16 protein-coding genes and 1 pseudogene are annotated in these 14,046 nt (G+C 71.5%); 7 read left to right on the top strand and 10 right to left on the bottom strand.

Annotation, left to right across the window (positions count from 1 at the left end; translation table 11 throughout):
* Positions 1-115 precede the first annotated feature (115 nt).
* On the top strand, positions 116-505 hold the full coding sequence (gene tatB / locus IEY17_RS02340; protein ID WP_188984865.1) for a Sec-independent protein translocase protein TatB: 390 nt from the start codon (positions 116-118) through the stop codon (positions 503-505).
* Between the two features lie 138 nt (positions 506-643).
* A pseudogene (locus IEY17_RS25725) lies at positions 644-922 on the top strand (LysR substrate-binding domain-containing protein); the annotation flags it as partial.
* 13 nt (positions 923-935) lie between these two features.
* Here the strand turns inward: IEY17_RS25725 and IEY17_RS02330 are convergent.
* The gene (locus IEY17_RS02330) at positions 936-2,450 is read right to left on the bottom strand and encodes a leucyl aminopeptidase (RefSeq protein WP_188985340.1); all 1,515 of its coding nucleotides are present in this window, start codon (positions 2,448-2,450) and stop codon (positions 936-938) included.
* A gap of 337 nt (positions 2,451-2,787) precedes the next feature.
* Entirely contained in the window at positions 2,788-2,955 is a 168-nt protein-coding gene (locus tag IEY17_RS02325) for a DUF3117 domain-containing protein (protein ID WP_009949794.1), read from the bottom strand.
* Positions 2,956-3,332: 377 nt separating this feature from the next.
* On the opposite strand from IEY17_RS02325, the gene IEY17_RS02320 reads away from it, so the two are divergent.
* The gene (locus IEY17_RS02320; RefSeq protein WP_188984863.1) at positions 3,333-4,121 is read left to right on the top strand and encodes an enoyl-CoA hydratase-related protein; all 789 of its coding nucleotides are present in this window, start codon (positions 3,333-3,335) and stop codon (positions 4,119-4,121) included.
* A 22-nt stretch (positions 4,122-4,143) separates the two neighbouring features.
* Here the strand turns inward: IEY17_RS02320 and IEY17_RS02315 are convergent, their stop codons facing one another.
* The 7 genes from IEY17_RS02315 to IEY17_RS02285 all read right to left on the bottom strand — a co-directional run bounded on the left by IEY17_RS02315 (position 4,144) and on the right by IEY17_RS02285 (position 8,814).
* Positions 4,144-4,731 (bottom strand): DNA-3-methyladenine glycosylase I, encoded by a 588-nt coding sequence (locus tag IEY17_RS02315; RefSeq protein WP_308423934.1) that lies wholly within the window; start codon positions 4,729-4,731, stop codon positions 4,144-4,146.
* The gene (locus IEY17_RS02310) at positions 4,728-5,177 is read right to left on the bottom strand and encodes an SRPBCC family protein (protein WP_188984861.1); all 450 of its coding nucleotides are present in this window, start codon (positions 5,175-5,177) and stop codon (positions 4,728-4,730) included. The genes IEY17_RS02315 and IEY17_RS02310 overlap by 4 nt, the downstream gene beginning before the upstream one ends.
* 4 nt (positions 5,178-5,181) lie before the next feature.
* Positions 5,182-5,520 carry a DivIVA domain-containing protein gene (locus tag IEY17_RS02305; RefSeq protein WP_188984859.1) on the bottom strand — a complete coding sequence of 113 codons (339 nt, stop codon included), beginning with the start codon at positions 5,518-5,520 and terminating at the stop codon, positions 5,182-5,184.
* 43 nt (positions 5,521-5,563) lie between these two features.
* Complete coding sequence (locus tag IEY17_RS02300; RefSeq protein WP_188984857.1) at positions 5,564-5,896, bottom strand: PadR family transcriptional regulator; 333 nt, start codon at positions 5,894-5,896, stop codon at positions 5,564-5,566.
* Positions 5,897-6,587: 691 nt separating this feature from the next.
* Positions 6,588-7,472, bottom strand: a complete 885-nt coding sequence (folP, locus tag IEY17_RS02295) for a dihydropteroate synthase (protein ID WP_188984855.1) — start codon at positions 7,470-7,472, stop codon at positions 6,588-6,590.
* Positions 7,473-7,477: 5 nt separating this feature from the next.
* Positions 7,478-8,032 (bottom strand): LOG family protein, encoded by a 555-nt coding sequence (locus IEY17_RS02290; protein WP_229679760.1) that lies wholly within the window; start codon positions 8,030-8,032, stop codon positions 7,478-7,480.
* A complete protein-coding gene (locus tag IEY17_RS02285; RefSeq protein ID WP_188984853.1) occupies positions 8,029-8,814 on the bottom strand; it encodes an LOG family protein in 786 nt (261 codons plus the stop codon). The genes IEY17_RS02290 and IEY17_RS02285 overlap by 4 nt, the downstream gene beginning before the upstream one ends.
* 239 nt (positions 8,815-9,053) lie before the next feature.
* On the opposite strand from IEY17_RS02285, the gene IEY17_RS02280 reads away from it, so the two are divergent.
* Positions 9,054-10,034 (top strand): slipin family protein, encoded by a 981-nt coding sequence (locus tag IEY17_RS02280; RefSeq protein WP_188984851.1) that lies wholly within the window; start codon positions 9,054-9,056, stop codon positions 10,032-10,034.
* Positions 10,035-10,087: 53 nt separating this feature from the next.
* Here IEY17_RS02280 and dapE read toward each other — a convergent pair whose 3' ends face one another.
* Positions 10,088-11,164: a succinyl-diaminopimelate desuccinylase gene (gene dapE, locus IEY17_RS02275; protein ID WP_188984849.1), complete on the bottom strand. Its 1,077-nt coding sequence runs from the start codon at positions 11,162-11,164 to the stop codon at positions 10,088-10,090.
* A gap of 157 nt (positions 11,165-11,321) precedes the next feature.
* On the opposite strand from dapE, the gene IEY17_RS02270 reads away from it, so the two are divergent.
* From IEY17_RS02270 to IEY17_RS02260, 3 genes are read left to right on the top strand one after another with little or no spacing between them, the layout of a single operon-like run.
* On the top strand, positions 11,322-11,627 hold the full coding sequence (locus IEY17_RS02270) for a hypothetical protein (RefSeq protein WP_188984847.1): 306 nt from the start codon (positions 11,322-11,324) through the stop codon (positions 11,625-11,627).
* A gap of 8 nt (positions 11,628-11,635) precedes the next feature.
* Positions 11,636-13,522: an alpha/beta hydrolase gene (locus tag IEY17_RS02265; protein ID WP_188984845.1), complete on the top strand. Its 1,887-nt coding sequence runs from the start codon at positions 11,636-11,638 to the stop codon at positions 13,520-13,522.
* Positions 13,519-14,043, top strand: coding sequence for an LppA family lipoprotein (locus IEY17_RS02260; protein WP_188984843.1), 525 nt, complete (start codon positions 13,519-13,521; stop codon positions 14,041-14,043). The genes IEY17_RS02265 and IEY17_RS02260 overlap by 4 nt, the downstream gene beginning before the upstream one ends.
* Positions 14,044-14,046: the final 3 nt, after the last annotated feature.

The raw sequence follows: 14,046 nt of genomic DNA, 5'->3' as shown, positions 1-14,046 counted from the left end.
AAGGCCGTACTCATTCCCTCTCCAGGCGGTGTTCCCCGGTCGGTACTCTGGGGGCGTTGGCAGCAGCTCACGCGGTGCCGGTCCGCGAGCCGCGAGATCCGGAGGTAGTCGAGAGGTGTTCGATAGCGTCGGCTGGCTGGAGATCCTCGTGCTCGCCGTGGTGGGGCTGTTCGTCCTCGGACCGGAGCGGTTGCCGCAGGGCGCCGCGTGGCTGGGTCGGACCATCCGGCAGATCCGCGAGTACGCGACCGGCGCCCGCGAACAGCTCCGCTCCGAGCTCGGTCCAGAGTTCGACGAGCTGCGCAAACCGCTGGAGGACCTACGCGGCATCCGCAACTTCAACCCGCGCACCGCGGTGACCAGGCACCTGTTCGACGGGGAGAACCCGCTGGACGGCATCACCGGGAACGGTTACCGGCCGACGACACCGCCGTCGACGCCGAAGCCGCAGCAGCGCCCGCTGGCCCCTGGGGAACGCCCGCCGTTCGACGTCGACGCCACCTGATCGGCGCCACCAACACGGCGACGGCGTCCAGCAGTCCCGCCGCAGTCACCGCGAGGCTGGTGAGCAACACCGTCGTGCGCCCCCAGCGGTCGGCAGCGCGCCCGGCGAGCGTCGAGGTTACCGTCCCGGCCGCGGAGGCTGGTTGCTCCGCTGCCCGATGAGGATTCGCGCTGGCACACCGCGGCGATCCGGCAGAAAACGCTGGTGGCGGTGCTGCCCGCCCGGCACCGGCTGGCCCGCCGCCGTCGGCTGCGGCTCGCCGAACTGGCCGACGACGACTTCGTCGCCACCCGCCGTGGTTACGGGCTGCGCCAGATCTTCGCGGGGCTGGCCGAACACGCCGGGTTCGAGCCGCGGCTGGCGTTTGGAAGCGAAGAGGTCGATACGGTGCGCGGGCTGGTCGCCGCCGAACTCGGGGTCGCGTGTCTGGTTACCGGGCCAGGGTCGCGGCGAGTTCCACGAGGCTGCGGGCCGCGAAACCGGTGCCGCCCGCCACCACCTCCGCGTAGTCCTTGTCCGCCCGGGCCGGTCCGGCGATGTCCAGGTGCGCCCACGGCAGGCCACCGGTGAACTCCCGCAGGAACAGCGCGGCGGTGATGCCGCCCGGCCCCGGCGGGGTCTGCCTGACGTCGGCGAGCTGTCCCTTGACGTCCTCGGCGTGGTCCTCCAGCAGCGGCATCCGCCACCAGGCCTCCCCGACCCGCTCACCCGCGCCGAGGATCTGCTCGGCGAGCGCGTCGTCCGTGGCGAACAACGCGCCGGTGCGCAGGCCGAGTGCGACCTTCATCGCACCGGTCAACGTGGCCACGTCCACCAGCAGGTCCGGTTCCAGGCGGTCCACCGCGTAGGCCATGGCGTCCGCGAGCACCATCCGCCCCTCGGCATCGGTGTTGCCGACCTCGGTGGTCGTGCCGCCGTAGTGGCGGACCACGTCACCGGGGCGGTAGGCGCTGCCGGACACGTGGTTCTCCGCCGAGGGCACCAGACCGGTGACCCGGATCGGCAGCCGCAGCCGCGCGATCGACAGCAGCGCGGCGATCACCGCGGCGCCGCCGGACATGTCGGTGCGCATCAGGTGCATGCCCTCGGCGGGCTTGAGCGAGATCCCACCGGTGTCGAAGGTGATGCCCTTCCCCACCAGCACCAGATGCGGTCCGGCCGCGTCGCCGGGCCGGTAGGTCAGCTCCAGCAGCCGCGGCGGCCGCGACGAGCCGCCGCCGACCGCGAGGATGCCGCCGAAACCGTTGCCCGCCAGCCACTTCTCGTCGCGGACCACCGCGTCGAGGCCGTCCACCCCGGCGGCCAGGTCCGCGGCGACACCGGTGAACCAGGCGGGATCCTTGATGTTGGAGGGCGCGTTGGCGAGGTCGCGGGCCAGCGCGGTCGCCGCGGCCAGCTCGCGGGTGCGCCGGACCTGCTCGCCCAGCGCCGCCACGTCCGCGCCCTCCGGCGCCACCAGCAGCACCTTCCGCAGCCGGGGCGGAGTCGGCTGGGCGGTCACCCGGAACCGGTAGCCGCCCAGCGCCAACCCCAGCGTCAACGCCGAGACGACGTCGCCGTCGGCCCCGTCGGGCAGCCGGACCTGGAGGTAGTCGGCGCTGGCCTCACCCAGGTCGCCGACCTCCTCCTCGGACTCGACGGCCTCGCCCAGCCGCTCGCGCACCGCGCGCGCCAGCGCCGCCCCGGCGCTGCGCCACCGCACGGGCTCGCCCGATCCGACACCCACGACCCAGCCGACCCCACCCGCGGGCAGCGGCACCGAGCGGACGTCGCCGGCGCCGGCCGAAGCCCCCACGGCCTGCAGCACCGCGACGTCCACATCGAACTGTTCGGCCGCAGGGGCCAGCTCCGGGCCCGACTCGCCGTCGGCGACGGCGACCGCGCCGGGTACGCCGTCCCGCCACTGCTGCACGACGTCCACTTCGACCAGTGACGTCGGGATCACGGGCAGTGCCGGATCCGCGTCGCGGGTCGGCTGGGCGGATCGGAACACTGGGGCACCGGACACGAAAAGGACCTTCCTGCGGCTGGGACCGGCCGCGCTCGCCGCACCGCCCGCCGGGCCGATCGCGCGGGGCGGCGGGGGGCGGTGTGGTGCGCCGGGCGGCCCGGGTGATCATCGGGCTGCGACGACGGCCCCGGCATCGGCTCGACACCGGGGCTCGACGAAGACTGCTCACCACTCGTCGTCGGCGTGATTGAGTTGTCGCCTCGGCGGAGGGGGCACCGCGCGGGAAGCAAGCCTGGCCGCCGGTGCTCCCCCCGTTCGCCTGCTGGCGGCCTCAGCCGGTGGCCGACTCCAGGGCGTCGCCCAGGTTCTTGGCCTCCTCGACCGACATTTCGACGACGAGCCGCCCACCACCCTCAAGCGGGACGCGCATCACGATGCCGCGACCCTCCTTTGTCACCTCGAGGGGACCGTCACCGGTCCGGGGCTTCATGGCCGCCATAGCGTGCTCCCTCCGTGAACTCTTCCCCCGCTGGTCGCCACAACCAGCTCGGGTCCACTCCCATTCTCCCCCATCCCGAGGCGGGGACGAAACCGAACCGATCAACTCGTGTCGCCCGTGCGCTGGTCGAATGCCCTCGGCGGCTGGCAGACTCGGCCTTCGTGCGGGCGCTCGGCGGCGCCTCCCGGCGCGGTCGGCAGGCCCCCGCCCGGCCGATCCGGGCCCCGCGGTGCGGGCACGATCCCGCAGCGGTTCACCGCGGCCCCGGCTACCAGCCACAACGGGTGTCCACCCGGGACTCGACCCGCCCGCGGAAAGTCCACTATGGAAAACCCCGGCGTCGGCGATCCGACGTCCGCCAAGGCAAGGAGCGCGAAGTGACCGACGTACTGCTGACCCAGGACACCGCCGGTGTGCGGCTGCTCACGTTGAACCGGCCGGACTCGTTCAACTCGCTCAACGTCGAACTGAAGCAGGCGCTGATCGCGGCGCTGCGCGACGCGGCGGCCGACGACGCGGTGCGGGCCCTGGTGATCACCGGCGCGGGCAGGGCGTTCTGTGCCGGGCAGGACCTCAAGGAGCACATCGCGCTGCTCGACGCCGGCGACCCGGCGCCGCTGAAGACCGTGGACGAGCACTACAACCCGATCATCCGCGCGGTGACGAGCATGCCGAAGCCGGTGATCGCCGCGGTCAACGGCACCGCCGCGGGCGCGGGCGCGTCGCTGGCCTACGCCTGCGACCTGCGGATCGCCTCGGCGAACGCGAAGTTCCTGATGGCCTTCGCCAACGTGGGGCTGTCCGCCGATTCCGGCGCGTCGTGGACGCTGCCGCGGCTGATCGGCTACGGCCGCGCGATGGAGATGCTGCTGCTGGCCGAGCCGGTCGGCGCCGAGGAGGCGCTGCGGATCGGCATGGTCAACCGCGTGGTGGACGCCGGGGAGGCGGTGGCCGCGGCCACCGAGCTGGCCACCCGGATGGCCGCCGGGCCGACCAGCGCCTACGCGCGGATCAAGGAGACCATGCTGGCGGCAGCGGCCGAGGGCCTGGCCGAGGCGCTGGCCGTGGAGGCGGGCGCACAGGCCGAGGCGGGCGCCACCGCCGACCACCGGGAGGCGGTGGCGGCCTTCGTCGAGAAGCGCGACCCGAACTTCACCGGCCGCTGATCCGCCGCCGCGGACCGCTGTTTCAGGCGCGGTCCGCGGCTCGCCAGCAGGTGGCGAGGTGGTCGTCGACCATGCCGGTGGCCTGCATGAGGGCGTAGCAGGTGGTCGGGCCGACGAACACGAAACCGCGGCGCTTGAGCTCCTTGGCCATTGCCGTGGACTCCGGGGTCGTCGCGGGCACCTCGGCAAGCGTCCTGGGCCGCTGTCGGCGGCGCTGCGGGGCGAACGACCACAACAGTTCGTCCAGCGGTTGGTCCAACTCCAGGACCGCACCGGCGTTGCGGATCGCGGCGTCGATCTTGGCGCGGTTGCGAACGATTTCGGCGTCGGCCAGCAGCCGCTCCCGGTCGCCGTCGTCGAAGGCGGCCACCTTCGCGGGCTCGAAGTCCGCGAACGCCCGGCGGAACGCCGCGCGCTTGCGCAGGATCGTCAACCACGACAGACCCGACTGGAACGACTCGAGGGTGATCCGCTCGAACAGCTCCCGCTCCCCGTGCAGCGGCACGCCCCACTCGCTGTCGTGGTACTCCGTGTAGTCCGCCGGACCCGCGCCCCACGGGCAGCGCGCCCGACCGTCCGCACCCAGCACCGCGGCACCGGTCTCGTTCACCGCACTCCTTCTCCGCCGCGGCAGAACGCCGCGAACGCGGCCAGCGACCGCCGCATCCCCCAGGCGAACGCGGGCCGCACCACCGGCCACACCAGTCCACCGCCGGGCGGCAGCTCCAGCCGCTCCCACCACACGAACATCGACGCGGCGTTGCCGCACCGCACCACCTCGAACCCGCCGTCGCCGACGAGCGGCTTGCCGAGGTGGCGGACCCGGCAGCGGTGCGGCGGCTGCCACGCCACCACCTCCATGCGGTCCACGATCCCGATGCCGCCGAGCCCGGTGACCGCCACCAGCCGGGTGCCCGGGCCGCCGGTGCCGCTGACCTGATGCACCTCGGTGCCCAGCATCCACTCACCCTGCCGCTCCCAGTCGGTCGCGGCGGCCCACACGACCTCTGGCGTCGCCTCGACCGGGACGCTCAACCGCAGCTCGACCGGGGGCATGGCGTCAGTCCTCGCGCTCCGCGCGGGCTTTCTGCAACTGCTGCCCGGCCACGTCGAGCTGCCGCTCGAGCACGGCGATGCGCCCGTGCAGTTCGTCGAGCTGCCCGGCGAGGCGTTCCAGCGCCCAGTCCACCTCCGATGCCTTGTAGCCGCGCAGGACCTGCTGGAACCGCAACGCGCGCACGTCCGCCCCCTCGATGTCGGCCGGGGGCAGCCTGGTCGGGGTGGAGCCGGGCGGCAGCGGGGCCAGCTGCTCCCCGCGGCCGAAGACCAGCGAGGCGAGCAGGAAGACGACCGCGGCGACCGCCAGCACCACGAGCAGGTAGATGAGCGCACTAGCCACGGTCATCCATCGTGGCACGCCGCGCCGACACCCGCGGCCGTGGTCAGGTCTTGGCCGGCGCGGCCTCCAGCACGCCCTCGATCGCCGTGGTGAACTCCCGCCAGGCCCGCCGCTCGGCCTGCAGCGTCTGCACGCCCGCGTGGGTCAGGCGGTAGGTCCGGCGCTGGCGGCCGCCGACCGTGCTCCAGGTGCTGTGCACGTACCCGGCCCGTTCGAGCCTGCGAAGCGCCGGGTAGACCGTGCCGGTGGGGAGATCGAGAGCACCACCGCTGCGTTCCTGCAGAGCCTCGATGATCGCGTACCCATGCAAAGCCCTGCCGTCGAGCGTCGCGAGCAGCAGGGCGTCCAAGTGGCCACGTAGCGCATCAGCCTTCACAGGTAGGCACTCTACGGATATTCGCGACCACTGTCACCGCCGCCACGCAAGAGGACCTTGGTCCTGTCGCGATCCGGACCCGCAATGATGTCGATCACAGCCCGGTCCGTGGCTGATCCGTTCGGGTGGCAGATCCCGGAAGGACCTTATCCGGCCCGGTTCCCCACCACACTGCGGAGTCGGATGTGCCGCGCGAGCAATCAGGAGCCGTTTGCCGTGCCCGACCACGACGCCCCCGAAGCGACCACCGGCACCGCGCGACTCGACGCCGCCACGACCTACGCCCCCGCCCCGACGCGCTCCACCAGCTCCGCTCCTCCCTCGCGGCGCTGGTGGACGTGATCGACCGGGCACCCGGACCGGAGCCTGGAGCGTGACGAGGCGCAGTGGCGGCTGGAGGAGCTCGTCGACGAGCTGGGCCGCACCCCACCCAGCGCCCCGCGGATCACCTCCCGCTGGTTGCGCCTGGTGCCGGTGCTCACCGCGGTCCGCCCGGACGTGCCGGTCCCGACACTCACCCAGCTGCTCGGCCAGGCCGTCGGCAAACCCTGACCACACCTGTGCGGGGTGCCGCACCCTGCCCCGAGCGCGTTCGCCACAGGGAACGCCGACTGCCGGGGAGACCGGCGGACCGCCCTTTCCGGAGACGCCATCTCGCCCGGAGCAGTGCCGCGGCGGTCCGCGCGGATGCTCACGCCAGGGCCCGGCGCACGTGGGCCGGGGGATGCGTTCCGGCGATCGCCGCGACCATCTCCACCACCCGGCGGGTCTCCACCACGTGGTGCGCCCGGAACACCCGGGCCCCGCCCCAGGCCGCGATGGCGGTCGCCGCCAGCGTGCCCTCCAGCCGCTGGTCAACCGGGACGTCCAGGGTCTCGCCGATGAAGTCCTTGTTCGACAGGGCCATCAGCACCGGCCAGCCGGTGTCCACCAGTTCCCCGATGCGGCGCAGCAGCGCCAACCCGTGCCAGGTGTTCTTGCCGAAGTCGTGCGTCGGGTCGATCAGCACGCCCTGCGCGGGCACCCCGAGCTCCACCATCCGCTCGGCCCGTGCGACGAGCTCCGCGGTCACCTCGGCGACCACGTCGGCGTAGCGCACCCGGTACGGATCGGTGCGCGGCGGCAACCCGCCGGTGTGCGAGCACACCACGCCCACCCCGAACTCGGCGGCCACCTCGGCCAGCTTCGGGTCCGCCCCCGCCCAGGTGTCGTTGAGCAGGTCCGCACCCGCCTCACAGACCGGCCGGGCCACCTCGTGCCGCCAGGTGTCGACGCTGATCACCAGGTTTGGGTGGCGCTCGCGGATCGCGGAGACGAAGGGCACCACCCGGCGGATCTCCTCGGCGGCGTCCACCACCTCGCCCTGCGCCCCGGCGCGGACCCCGCCGATGTCGACGATGTCGGCGCCGTCGGCCACCGCCCGGTCCACCGCGGCCGTGGCCGCGTCCACCTCGAAGGTCCGCCCGCGGTCGAAGAACGAGTCGCGGGTTCGGTTGACGATGGCCATCACCAGCGGACGGTCCTGGGGGACGTCCTTGTCGCGGAACCGCAGTCGCACGGCTGGAGATCCTGGCATGGCAGCTACAGGCACGCGTCGAGGGCGGTGTCGACGTCGTCGGTGACGTGCAGCACGTCCAGCGAGTGCTGCTTGGCGAAACCGCTGTCCACCAGCCCGCGCAACCAGTCCAGCAGGCCCCGGTAGTGCCCGTCCGGATCGAGCAGCACGACGGGTTTGGTGTGCATGCCGATGTAGCGGGCCGTCCAGATCTCGAACAGCTCCTCGCAGGTGCCGATGCCGCCGGGCAGCGTCAAAAACGCCGTGGCGTGCGCGTCCATCAGCCCCTTGCGCTCTCGCATCGTGTCCACGACCAGCAGTTCGTCGGCATCGGTGTCGGCCACCTCGCGGTCCACCAGGGCGCGCGGGATGACGCCGATGGTGCGCCCGCCCGCGGCCCGCGCCGCCCGCGCCACCTCGCCCATCATCGACACCCGGCCGCCGCCGGAGACCAGCGTCCACCCGCGCTTGGCGATCTTGGTGCCGACCTCGGCCGCCAGGTCGAGGTGCTGCTGCGGCACCGGTCCCGACGCGCAGAAAACGCAGACCGAGATGTCGCCGTCGGGTTCAGCGGTGCTCAATGGGTGGCCTCCCAAGCCTCGTACGCCTCCTGCACGATCCGGATCGCGTCATCGACGTCGTCGGTGAGGTGCAGCAGGGCCAGGTCCTTCTCCCCGATCTTGCCGGTCCCGTGCATGCTGTCACGGATCCAGTCGTACAGGCCCTGCCAGTAGGACCGGCCGAACAGCACCACCGGGAACTTCGTGACCTTCTTGGTCTGCACCAGGGTCAGCGACTCGAACAGCTCGTCCATGGTGCCGAAGCCGCCCGGCAGGCAGACGAACGCCTGCGCGTACTTGATGAACATCGTCTTGCGGACGAAGAAGTACCGGAAGTTGACGCCGAGGTCCACCCACGGGTTCAGGCCCTGCTCGAAGGGCAGCTCGATGCCCAGGCCGATCGACAGCCCGCCCGCCTCGGACGCCCCGCGGTTGACCGCCTCCATCGCGCCCGGCCCGCCGCCGGTGATCACCGCACAGCCGATCCCGGCCAGCGCCGCCCCCAGCTGCACGCCCACGGCGTACTCCGGGTGGTCGCGGGGGGTGCGCGCCGAGCCGAACACGGTCACCGCGCGCGGCACCTCGGCCAGGGCCCCGAAGCCCTCCACGAACTCCGCCTGGATGCGCAGCACCCGCCACGGGTCGGTGTGCACCCAGTCCGAGGGGCCGCGGGAGTCCAGCAGCCGCTGGTCGGTGGTGGTCGGCTCGCTCAACCGGGACCGGCGCAGCACGACGGGTCCGCGTTGCTTCTCCTGGGGTTTCTCCGCTCCGTTCGGTTCGCCCCACGGGCCTTCGATCGTCATGGCGTCGAGAGTACGCAGCCCCGCTGCGTCCGCGGCGCACCCCCGCACCCGGGGCGAGCCGGGAAATGCCTGTTCACGAGGGATTCACGGGGGCGAGCAGCGGCGTACGATACGAAGAGAAGATCGAGTGCCGCCGGCGACGCCGGCCGCGCACACCACGCAGATCCGCAGGCGATCTACGCAGGCGGGCGGACCCCGGGGTCGCCGGGCACGATCCCACTCGAGCCCGGGAGCCAGCCATGCTCATCGACCTGCTGATCGGAATCCTCGTGCTCGGCATCCTCTACGTCGCGGCCGGAGTCAAGGTCATCAAGCAGTACGAACGCGGCGTGGTGTTCCGCCTCGGACGGCTGCAGAGCGCCACCCGCGGCCCCGGCCTGACCATAATCGTCCCGCTCGTGGACCGGATGCGGAAGGTCAACCTGCAGATCGTCACGATGCCGGTGCCCGCGCAGGAGGGCATCACCCGCGACAACGTGACCGTCCGGGTGGACGCGGTGGTCTACTTCAGGGTCGAGGACCCGGCCCGCGCCATCGTCAACGTCGAGGACTACCTGTTCGCCGTCGGGCAGGTCGCGCAGACCTCGCTGCGCTCGATCATCGGCAAGAGCGACCTGGACGACCTGCTGTCCAACCGGGAACGGCTGAACCAGGGCCTGGAGCTGATGATCGACAGCCCGGCGCTGGGCTGGGGCGTGCACATCGACCGGGTGGAGATCAAGGACGTTTCGCTGCCGGAGTCGATGAAGCGCTCGATCGCCCGCCAGGCCGAGGCCGAACGTGAGCGGCGTTCGCGGGTCATCTCGGCGGACGGGGAGTTCCGGGCGTCCCGCAAGCTCGCCGACGCGGCGCGCGTCATGTCCGACACCCCGGCCGCGCTGCAGCTGCGCCTGCTGGAAACGGTCGTGGAGGTGGCCGCGGAGAAAAACTCGACGCTGGTGCTGCCGTTCCCGGTGGAGCTGCTGCAGTTCGTCGACACCGTCCACCGCGGCGAGGCGACGAAGACACCCCGTGCCACCGAGCCGGAAACGGCGGAGCCCACCGAGCCGGAGGCAGCGGAGCTCGCCGAGCCGGCGCGGCAGGCCGAGCTCGCCGCCGAGCGGCCGCAGGCCGCCGAGAAGCTCACCGAAGCGGAGCGGCAGGCGCAGCTGCCGCAGCAACGCGACCAGGAGCCGTCCCGCTCGGAGAGCACGGACGACACGGTCCTCGGCATCGCCTGATCCCGCGACGCGGGTGACGGGCACGTGGTCAGGGTGCCTGCACCCAGCGCGGGTCAGCTGAGGAAGCGGGTCAGCACGTCCGCGCAGCGGCGGATCTCCGCCGCCGCCACGTGCTCCTGCTTGGTGTGCGCCAGGGTGGGGGAACCTGGGCCGAAGTTCACCGCGGGCAGGCCGCGGGCCGCGAAGCGGGCCACGTCCGTCCAGCCCAGCTTCGCCACCGGTGCCGCGCCGGACGCCTCGACCAGTTCCGCCGCGGCCGGTGCGGACAGCCCCGGCAGGGCCGCCGGTGCGCCGTCGACCACCGTGACCTCAAACCCGTCGAAGACCTCACGCAGGTGCGCCTCGGCCTCCGCCAGCGTCCGGTCCGGCGCGAAGCGGTGGTTGACCGTCACCACGCACTCGTCGGGCACCACGTTGCCCGCGACTCCCCCGGAGATCCGCACCGCCTGCAGGCCCTCCCGGAACTGCAGGCCGTCGATCACCGGCTCGCGCGGCGTGTACTCGGCCAACCGCTGCAGCACCGGGTGCGCCGCATGGATCGCGTTCGACCCCATCCACGCCCGCGCGGTGTGCGCACGCTCGCCGGTGGTGCGCACCTCCACGCGCATGGTGCCCTGGCAACCCGCCTCGATCGCGGCGTTGGACGGCTCGCACACCACGGCCAGGTCGCCGGCCAGCCACTCCGGCAGCTCCCGCTCGATGCGGTTCAGCCCGTTGCGCTCGGCCTCGACCTCCTCGCAGTCGTAGAACACCAGGGTCAGATCGTGGCGCGGTGCACGCAGCTGCGCGGCGAGGTGCAGCATCACCGCGTCCCCGCCCTTCATGTCAACCGCACCGCAGCCGTGCAGCACCTCGTCGTCGCCCGAGCCGGTGCGCCGCAGCGGCAGGTTGTCGTTGATCGGCACCGTGTCCAAGTGCCCGGCCAGCACCACCCGGGAACCGCGCCCCAGGTTCGTGCGGGCCAGCACCGCCTCGCCGTTGCGCACCACCTCCAGGTGCGGGGCCTGCGCGCGCAACGCCTGCTCCACTGCGTCGGCGATGGCTTTCTCCTCGCCCGAAACGCTGGGGATGTCCACCAGCGCGGCGGTGAGTTCGACGGGGTCAGCGGTGAGATCCAACGACGCGGTCACGTCCGGCAGGCTACCCGGCGGCCAGCGCAGCGGCGGCTCGACGGGGCCCGTCGAGAATCCGCGTCCGCGCGGGAACCGGATCGGCCGAAAGACCATCTGAACCGATGATCGTCGCGCTAGGCTTCCGCCACTGGGGTCATTGTTGCTGGAGGTGGGCATGAGTTACACCGCGAACCCGGACGCGCTGCGCAAGGCCGGGGCAAGCGCCAAGTCGGCCGGGGAGCAGGCCGGTCAGGTCAAGCTGGGGCAGCCCACCACCGACATCGCCACGGCCATGCCGGGCGGCCGGTCGGAGGGCGCGGCCAAGCAGGTCGCGCAGAGCTGGGACCAGTCGGTCCGGAAGTGGAGTCAGGCCGCGACCGAGCACGGCAACTCGCTGACCGCCACCGCCGACGAGTACCAGCGCACCGACCAGGCCGGCGCGCAGAACATCAGCCAGGTCGGCGCATCGGTTGGAGGGTAGGCAGCCGCATGGTGTCCTTCGCCGATGTCCGACGCTGGAAGCCCGAGGGTCTCGACGCGGTGCACCGGGAGCTCGGCAAGCGCCGCGATGACCTGATCAGCCTGCAGGACGAACTCGACGGCGCCAAGAACCCCGACGGCTGGACCGGGAAAGCCGCCGACAGCGCCGCCCAGCAGCACACGAAGCTGCTCGCCGACATGCGCACCCTCGTCGCCGAGGTCGCCACCGTGCGCGTCGCCGTCGCCGCAGCCGCCGACGACGTCACCAAGATCAAGCAACAACTCACCCAGGCCGAACACGAAGCACGAGCCCACGGCTTCCAGATCACCGAAGAAGGCGGCATCAAGGACGTCAACCCACCCAAGGACGTCCCCGAAGACCAGCTCGAGGCAGTCAAACAAAAACGCATCCAGGTCCGCGACAAACTCGTCGACACCATCGAGAAAATCCTCGACGAGGCAGAACGCACCGACGCCGAACTCGCCAAGGCCCTCACCGCCGCCAACCAGGACACAATCCAGCCCGGCAAAGGCGGCACCCTGGCCGACGCCGCCAACACCACCCAGATCCAGGCCCTCGTCGCCTCCGCCGGGAAGCCCAAGGAGAACACCCCAAAGGCCAACGCCGAGTGGTGGAAATCGCTGTCCGACGAACAACGCGCCGCACTGCTGGAAACCGCGCCCGGCTGGCTCGGTAACCGCGACGGCATCCCCGCCGAAGTCCGCGACCAGATCAACCGAGCCAACATCGACGACGAACGCGCGAAGCTCACCGAGCAGAAGCAGCAGCTCCGGGAAGGCGGCGTCACCGACGACGAGCAGCGCGAGCTGAAGAAGATCGACGCGAAGCTCGCCTCCCTGACCGCGATCGAGGAGACCCTCGCGAGGGGCGACCGGCAGCTGCTGGTCCTCGACAGCAGTGGCGAACGTCTCAAGGCCGCCGTGGCCGTCGGCAACGTGGACACCGCGAAGCACGTGGCCGTGTTCACCCCGGGCCTCACCAGCACGGTCGACGGCAGCCTCAAGGGCTACGACGACGACATGCAGAAGCTCGTCGCGAAATCGAAGGAGCAGCTGAAACTGGCCGGTGAGGATCCCAGCGTCGCCGCGGTGACCTGGATCGGGTACGAAGCACCGCAGGTGAGCGGCGAACTCCTCGACCTGGCGGGCAGCGAACGCGACTCGGTGGTCAGCTCCCAGTCCGCCCGGATCGGCGGGGAGAAGCTCAACAGCTTCCTCGCCGGCATCAACGAGTCCCGGGGCAGCGATCCGCACCTCACCGCGATCGGCCATTCCTACGGCTCCACCACCACCGGTTACGCCCTGCAGAAGGGTGGGCATGGTGTGGATGACGCGATCGTCTTCGGCTCACCCGGCGTCGGCACCGACAACGTCAAGGACCTCCATGTCCCGGAAGGGCACACCTACCGGATGGAGGCCGCGTGGGACCCGGTGGCCGACTTCAGCCGGTTCGGCAAGGACCCGTCCCACATGGACGGATTCACCGACCTGTCCACCGAGAAGTCGAAGGTCGGCGGCGAGGTGACCGGGCACACCAAATACCTCACCGACGACTCGACGAGCCAGCACAACCTGGCCGCCGTCATCGCCGGACACCCGGAGAAGACGGTGCAGGGCAACAGCGAGGGTGTCGGCGACATGGTTTCGCCGTACCTGGACCCGGTTTTCAAGACCGGAACGCAGATCTACGACACCGGAGCGGACGTGCTGTCGAAGTCCGTGGACGTCGGCAGCGACATCGCGTCCAAGGTCTTCGGCGAGGACACGGTGTCCACGGTCAAGGAAGGCGTCAAGGACGTCGGCTCCGAGGTGGAGTCCACGGTCGAGGACCTCGGTTCGGCCGCAATCGACAAGGCCAAGGACCTCTTCTCATGAGAAAACTCGTCCTGCTCGCGCTCTGCGCACTGCTCGCGGTCGGCTGCGCCGACCAACCAGGAGACCCACTCGACGACGGGGAAGAAGTGGACGCCCAGACCCTCCAGCAGCGACCTTCCATGGAAGAAGTCACCGCGCGCTACGAGCAGATGCAGCAGAAGCTGCGCGACCGGCTGTCCGCGGACCTCGGCCTCACCACTGCGTGGGTCGATGACGGAGAGTCCGGCTCGTCGGGCTGCAAGGAGGCGCCTGACGTCCCGGGGGCGGAAAAGCACTCCCTCAACATCTGGACGTACCACGGGAACATCCCGGACAGCCAGTGGCCCCAGGCGCAGCGGATCGCTACCGAGGTCGCTGGCGAGTACGGCTTCGGCGCCCCCGAAGTGATCCTCGACCGGCCCGGCGAACACAACATCGTGCTGCACGACTCGTTCGGCGCAGATCTGGACTTCGCCACGTCCACCAACACGATCATGCGGGTGCACACCGGGTGCCACCTGCTGCAGTCCGCGAAGGGATAGCCC

The sequence above is a fragment of the Saccharopolyspora thermophila genome (assembly GCF_014646075.1).
Lineage (GTDB): Bacteria > Actinomycetota > Actinomycetes > Mycobacteriales > Pseudonocardiaceae > Saccharopolyspora > Saccharopolyspora thermophila.
This window is presented reverse-complemented; position numbering and strand designations above follow the sequence as displayed.

What these genes read in the sequence shown, in the direction of transcription:
- IEY17_RS02325 (WP_009949794.1), bottom strand. Translation starts at nt 2,955, where the DNA reads ATGGCGGCCATGAAGCCCCGGACCGGTGACGGTCCCCTCGAGGTGACA.
- IEY17_RS02310 (WP_188984861.1), bottom strand. Translation starts at nt 5,177, where the DNA reads ATGCCCCCGGTCGAGCTGCGGTTGAGCGTCCCGGTCGAGGCGACGCCA.
- folP (WP_188984855.1), bottom strand. Translation starts at nt 7,472, where the DNA reads ATGCCAGGATCTCCAGCCGTGCGACTGCGGTTCCGCGACAAGGACGTC.
- IEY17_RS02285 (WP_188984853.1), bottom strand. Translation starts at nt 8,814, where the DNA reads ATGACGATCGAAGGCCCGTGGGGCGAACCGAACGGAGCGGAGAAACCC.
- IEY17_RS02280 (WP_188984851.1), top strand. Translation starts at nt 9,054, where the DNA reads ATGCTCATCGACCTGCTGATCGGAATCCTCGTGCTCGGCATCCTCTAC.
- IEY17_RS02270 (WP_188984847.1), top strand. Translation starts at nt 11,322, where the DNA reads ATGAGTTACACCGCGAACCCGGACGCGCTGCGCAAGGCCGGGGCAAGC.
- IEY17_RS02265 (WP_188984845.1), top strand. Translation starts at nt 11,636, where the DNA reads ATGGTGTCCTTCGCCGATGTCCGACGCTGGAAGCCCGAGGGTCTCGAC.
- IEY17_RS02260 (WP_188984843.1), top strand. Translation starts at nt 13,519, where the DNA reads ATGAGAAAACTCGTCCTGCTCGCGCTCTGCGCACTGCTCGCGGTCGGC.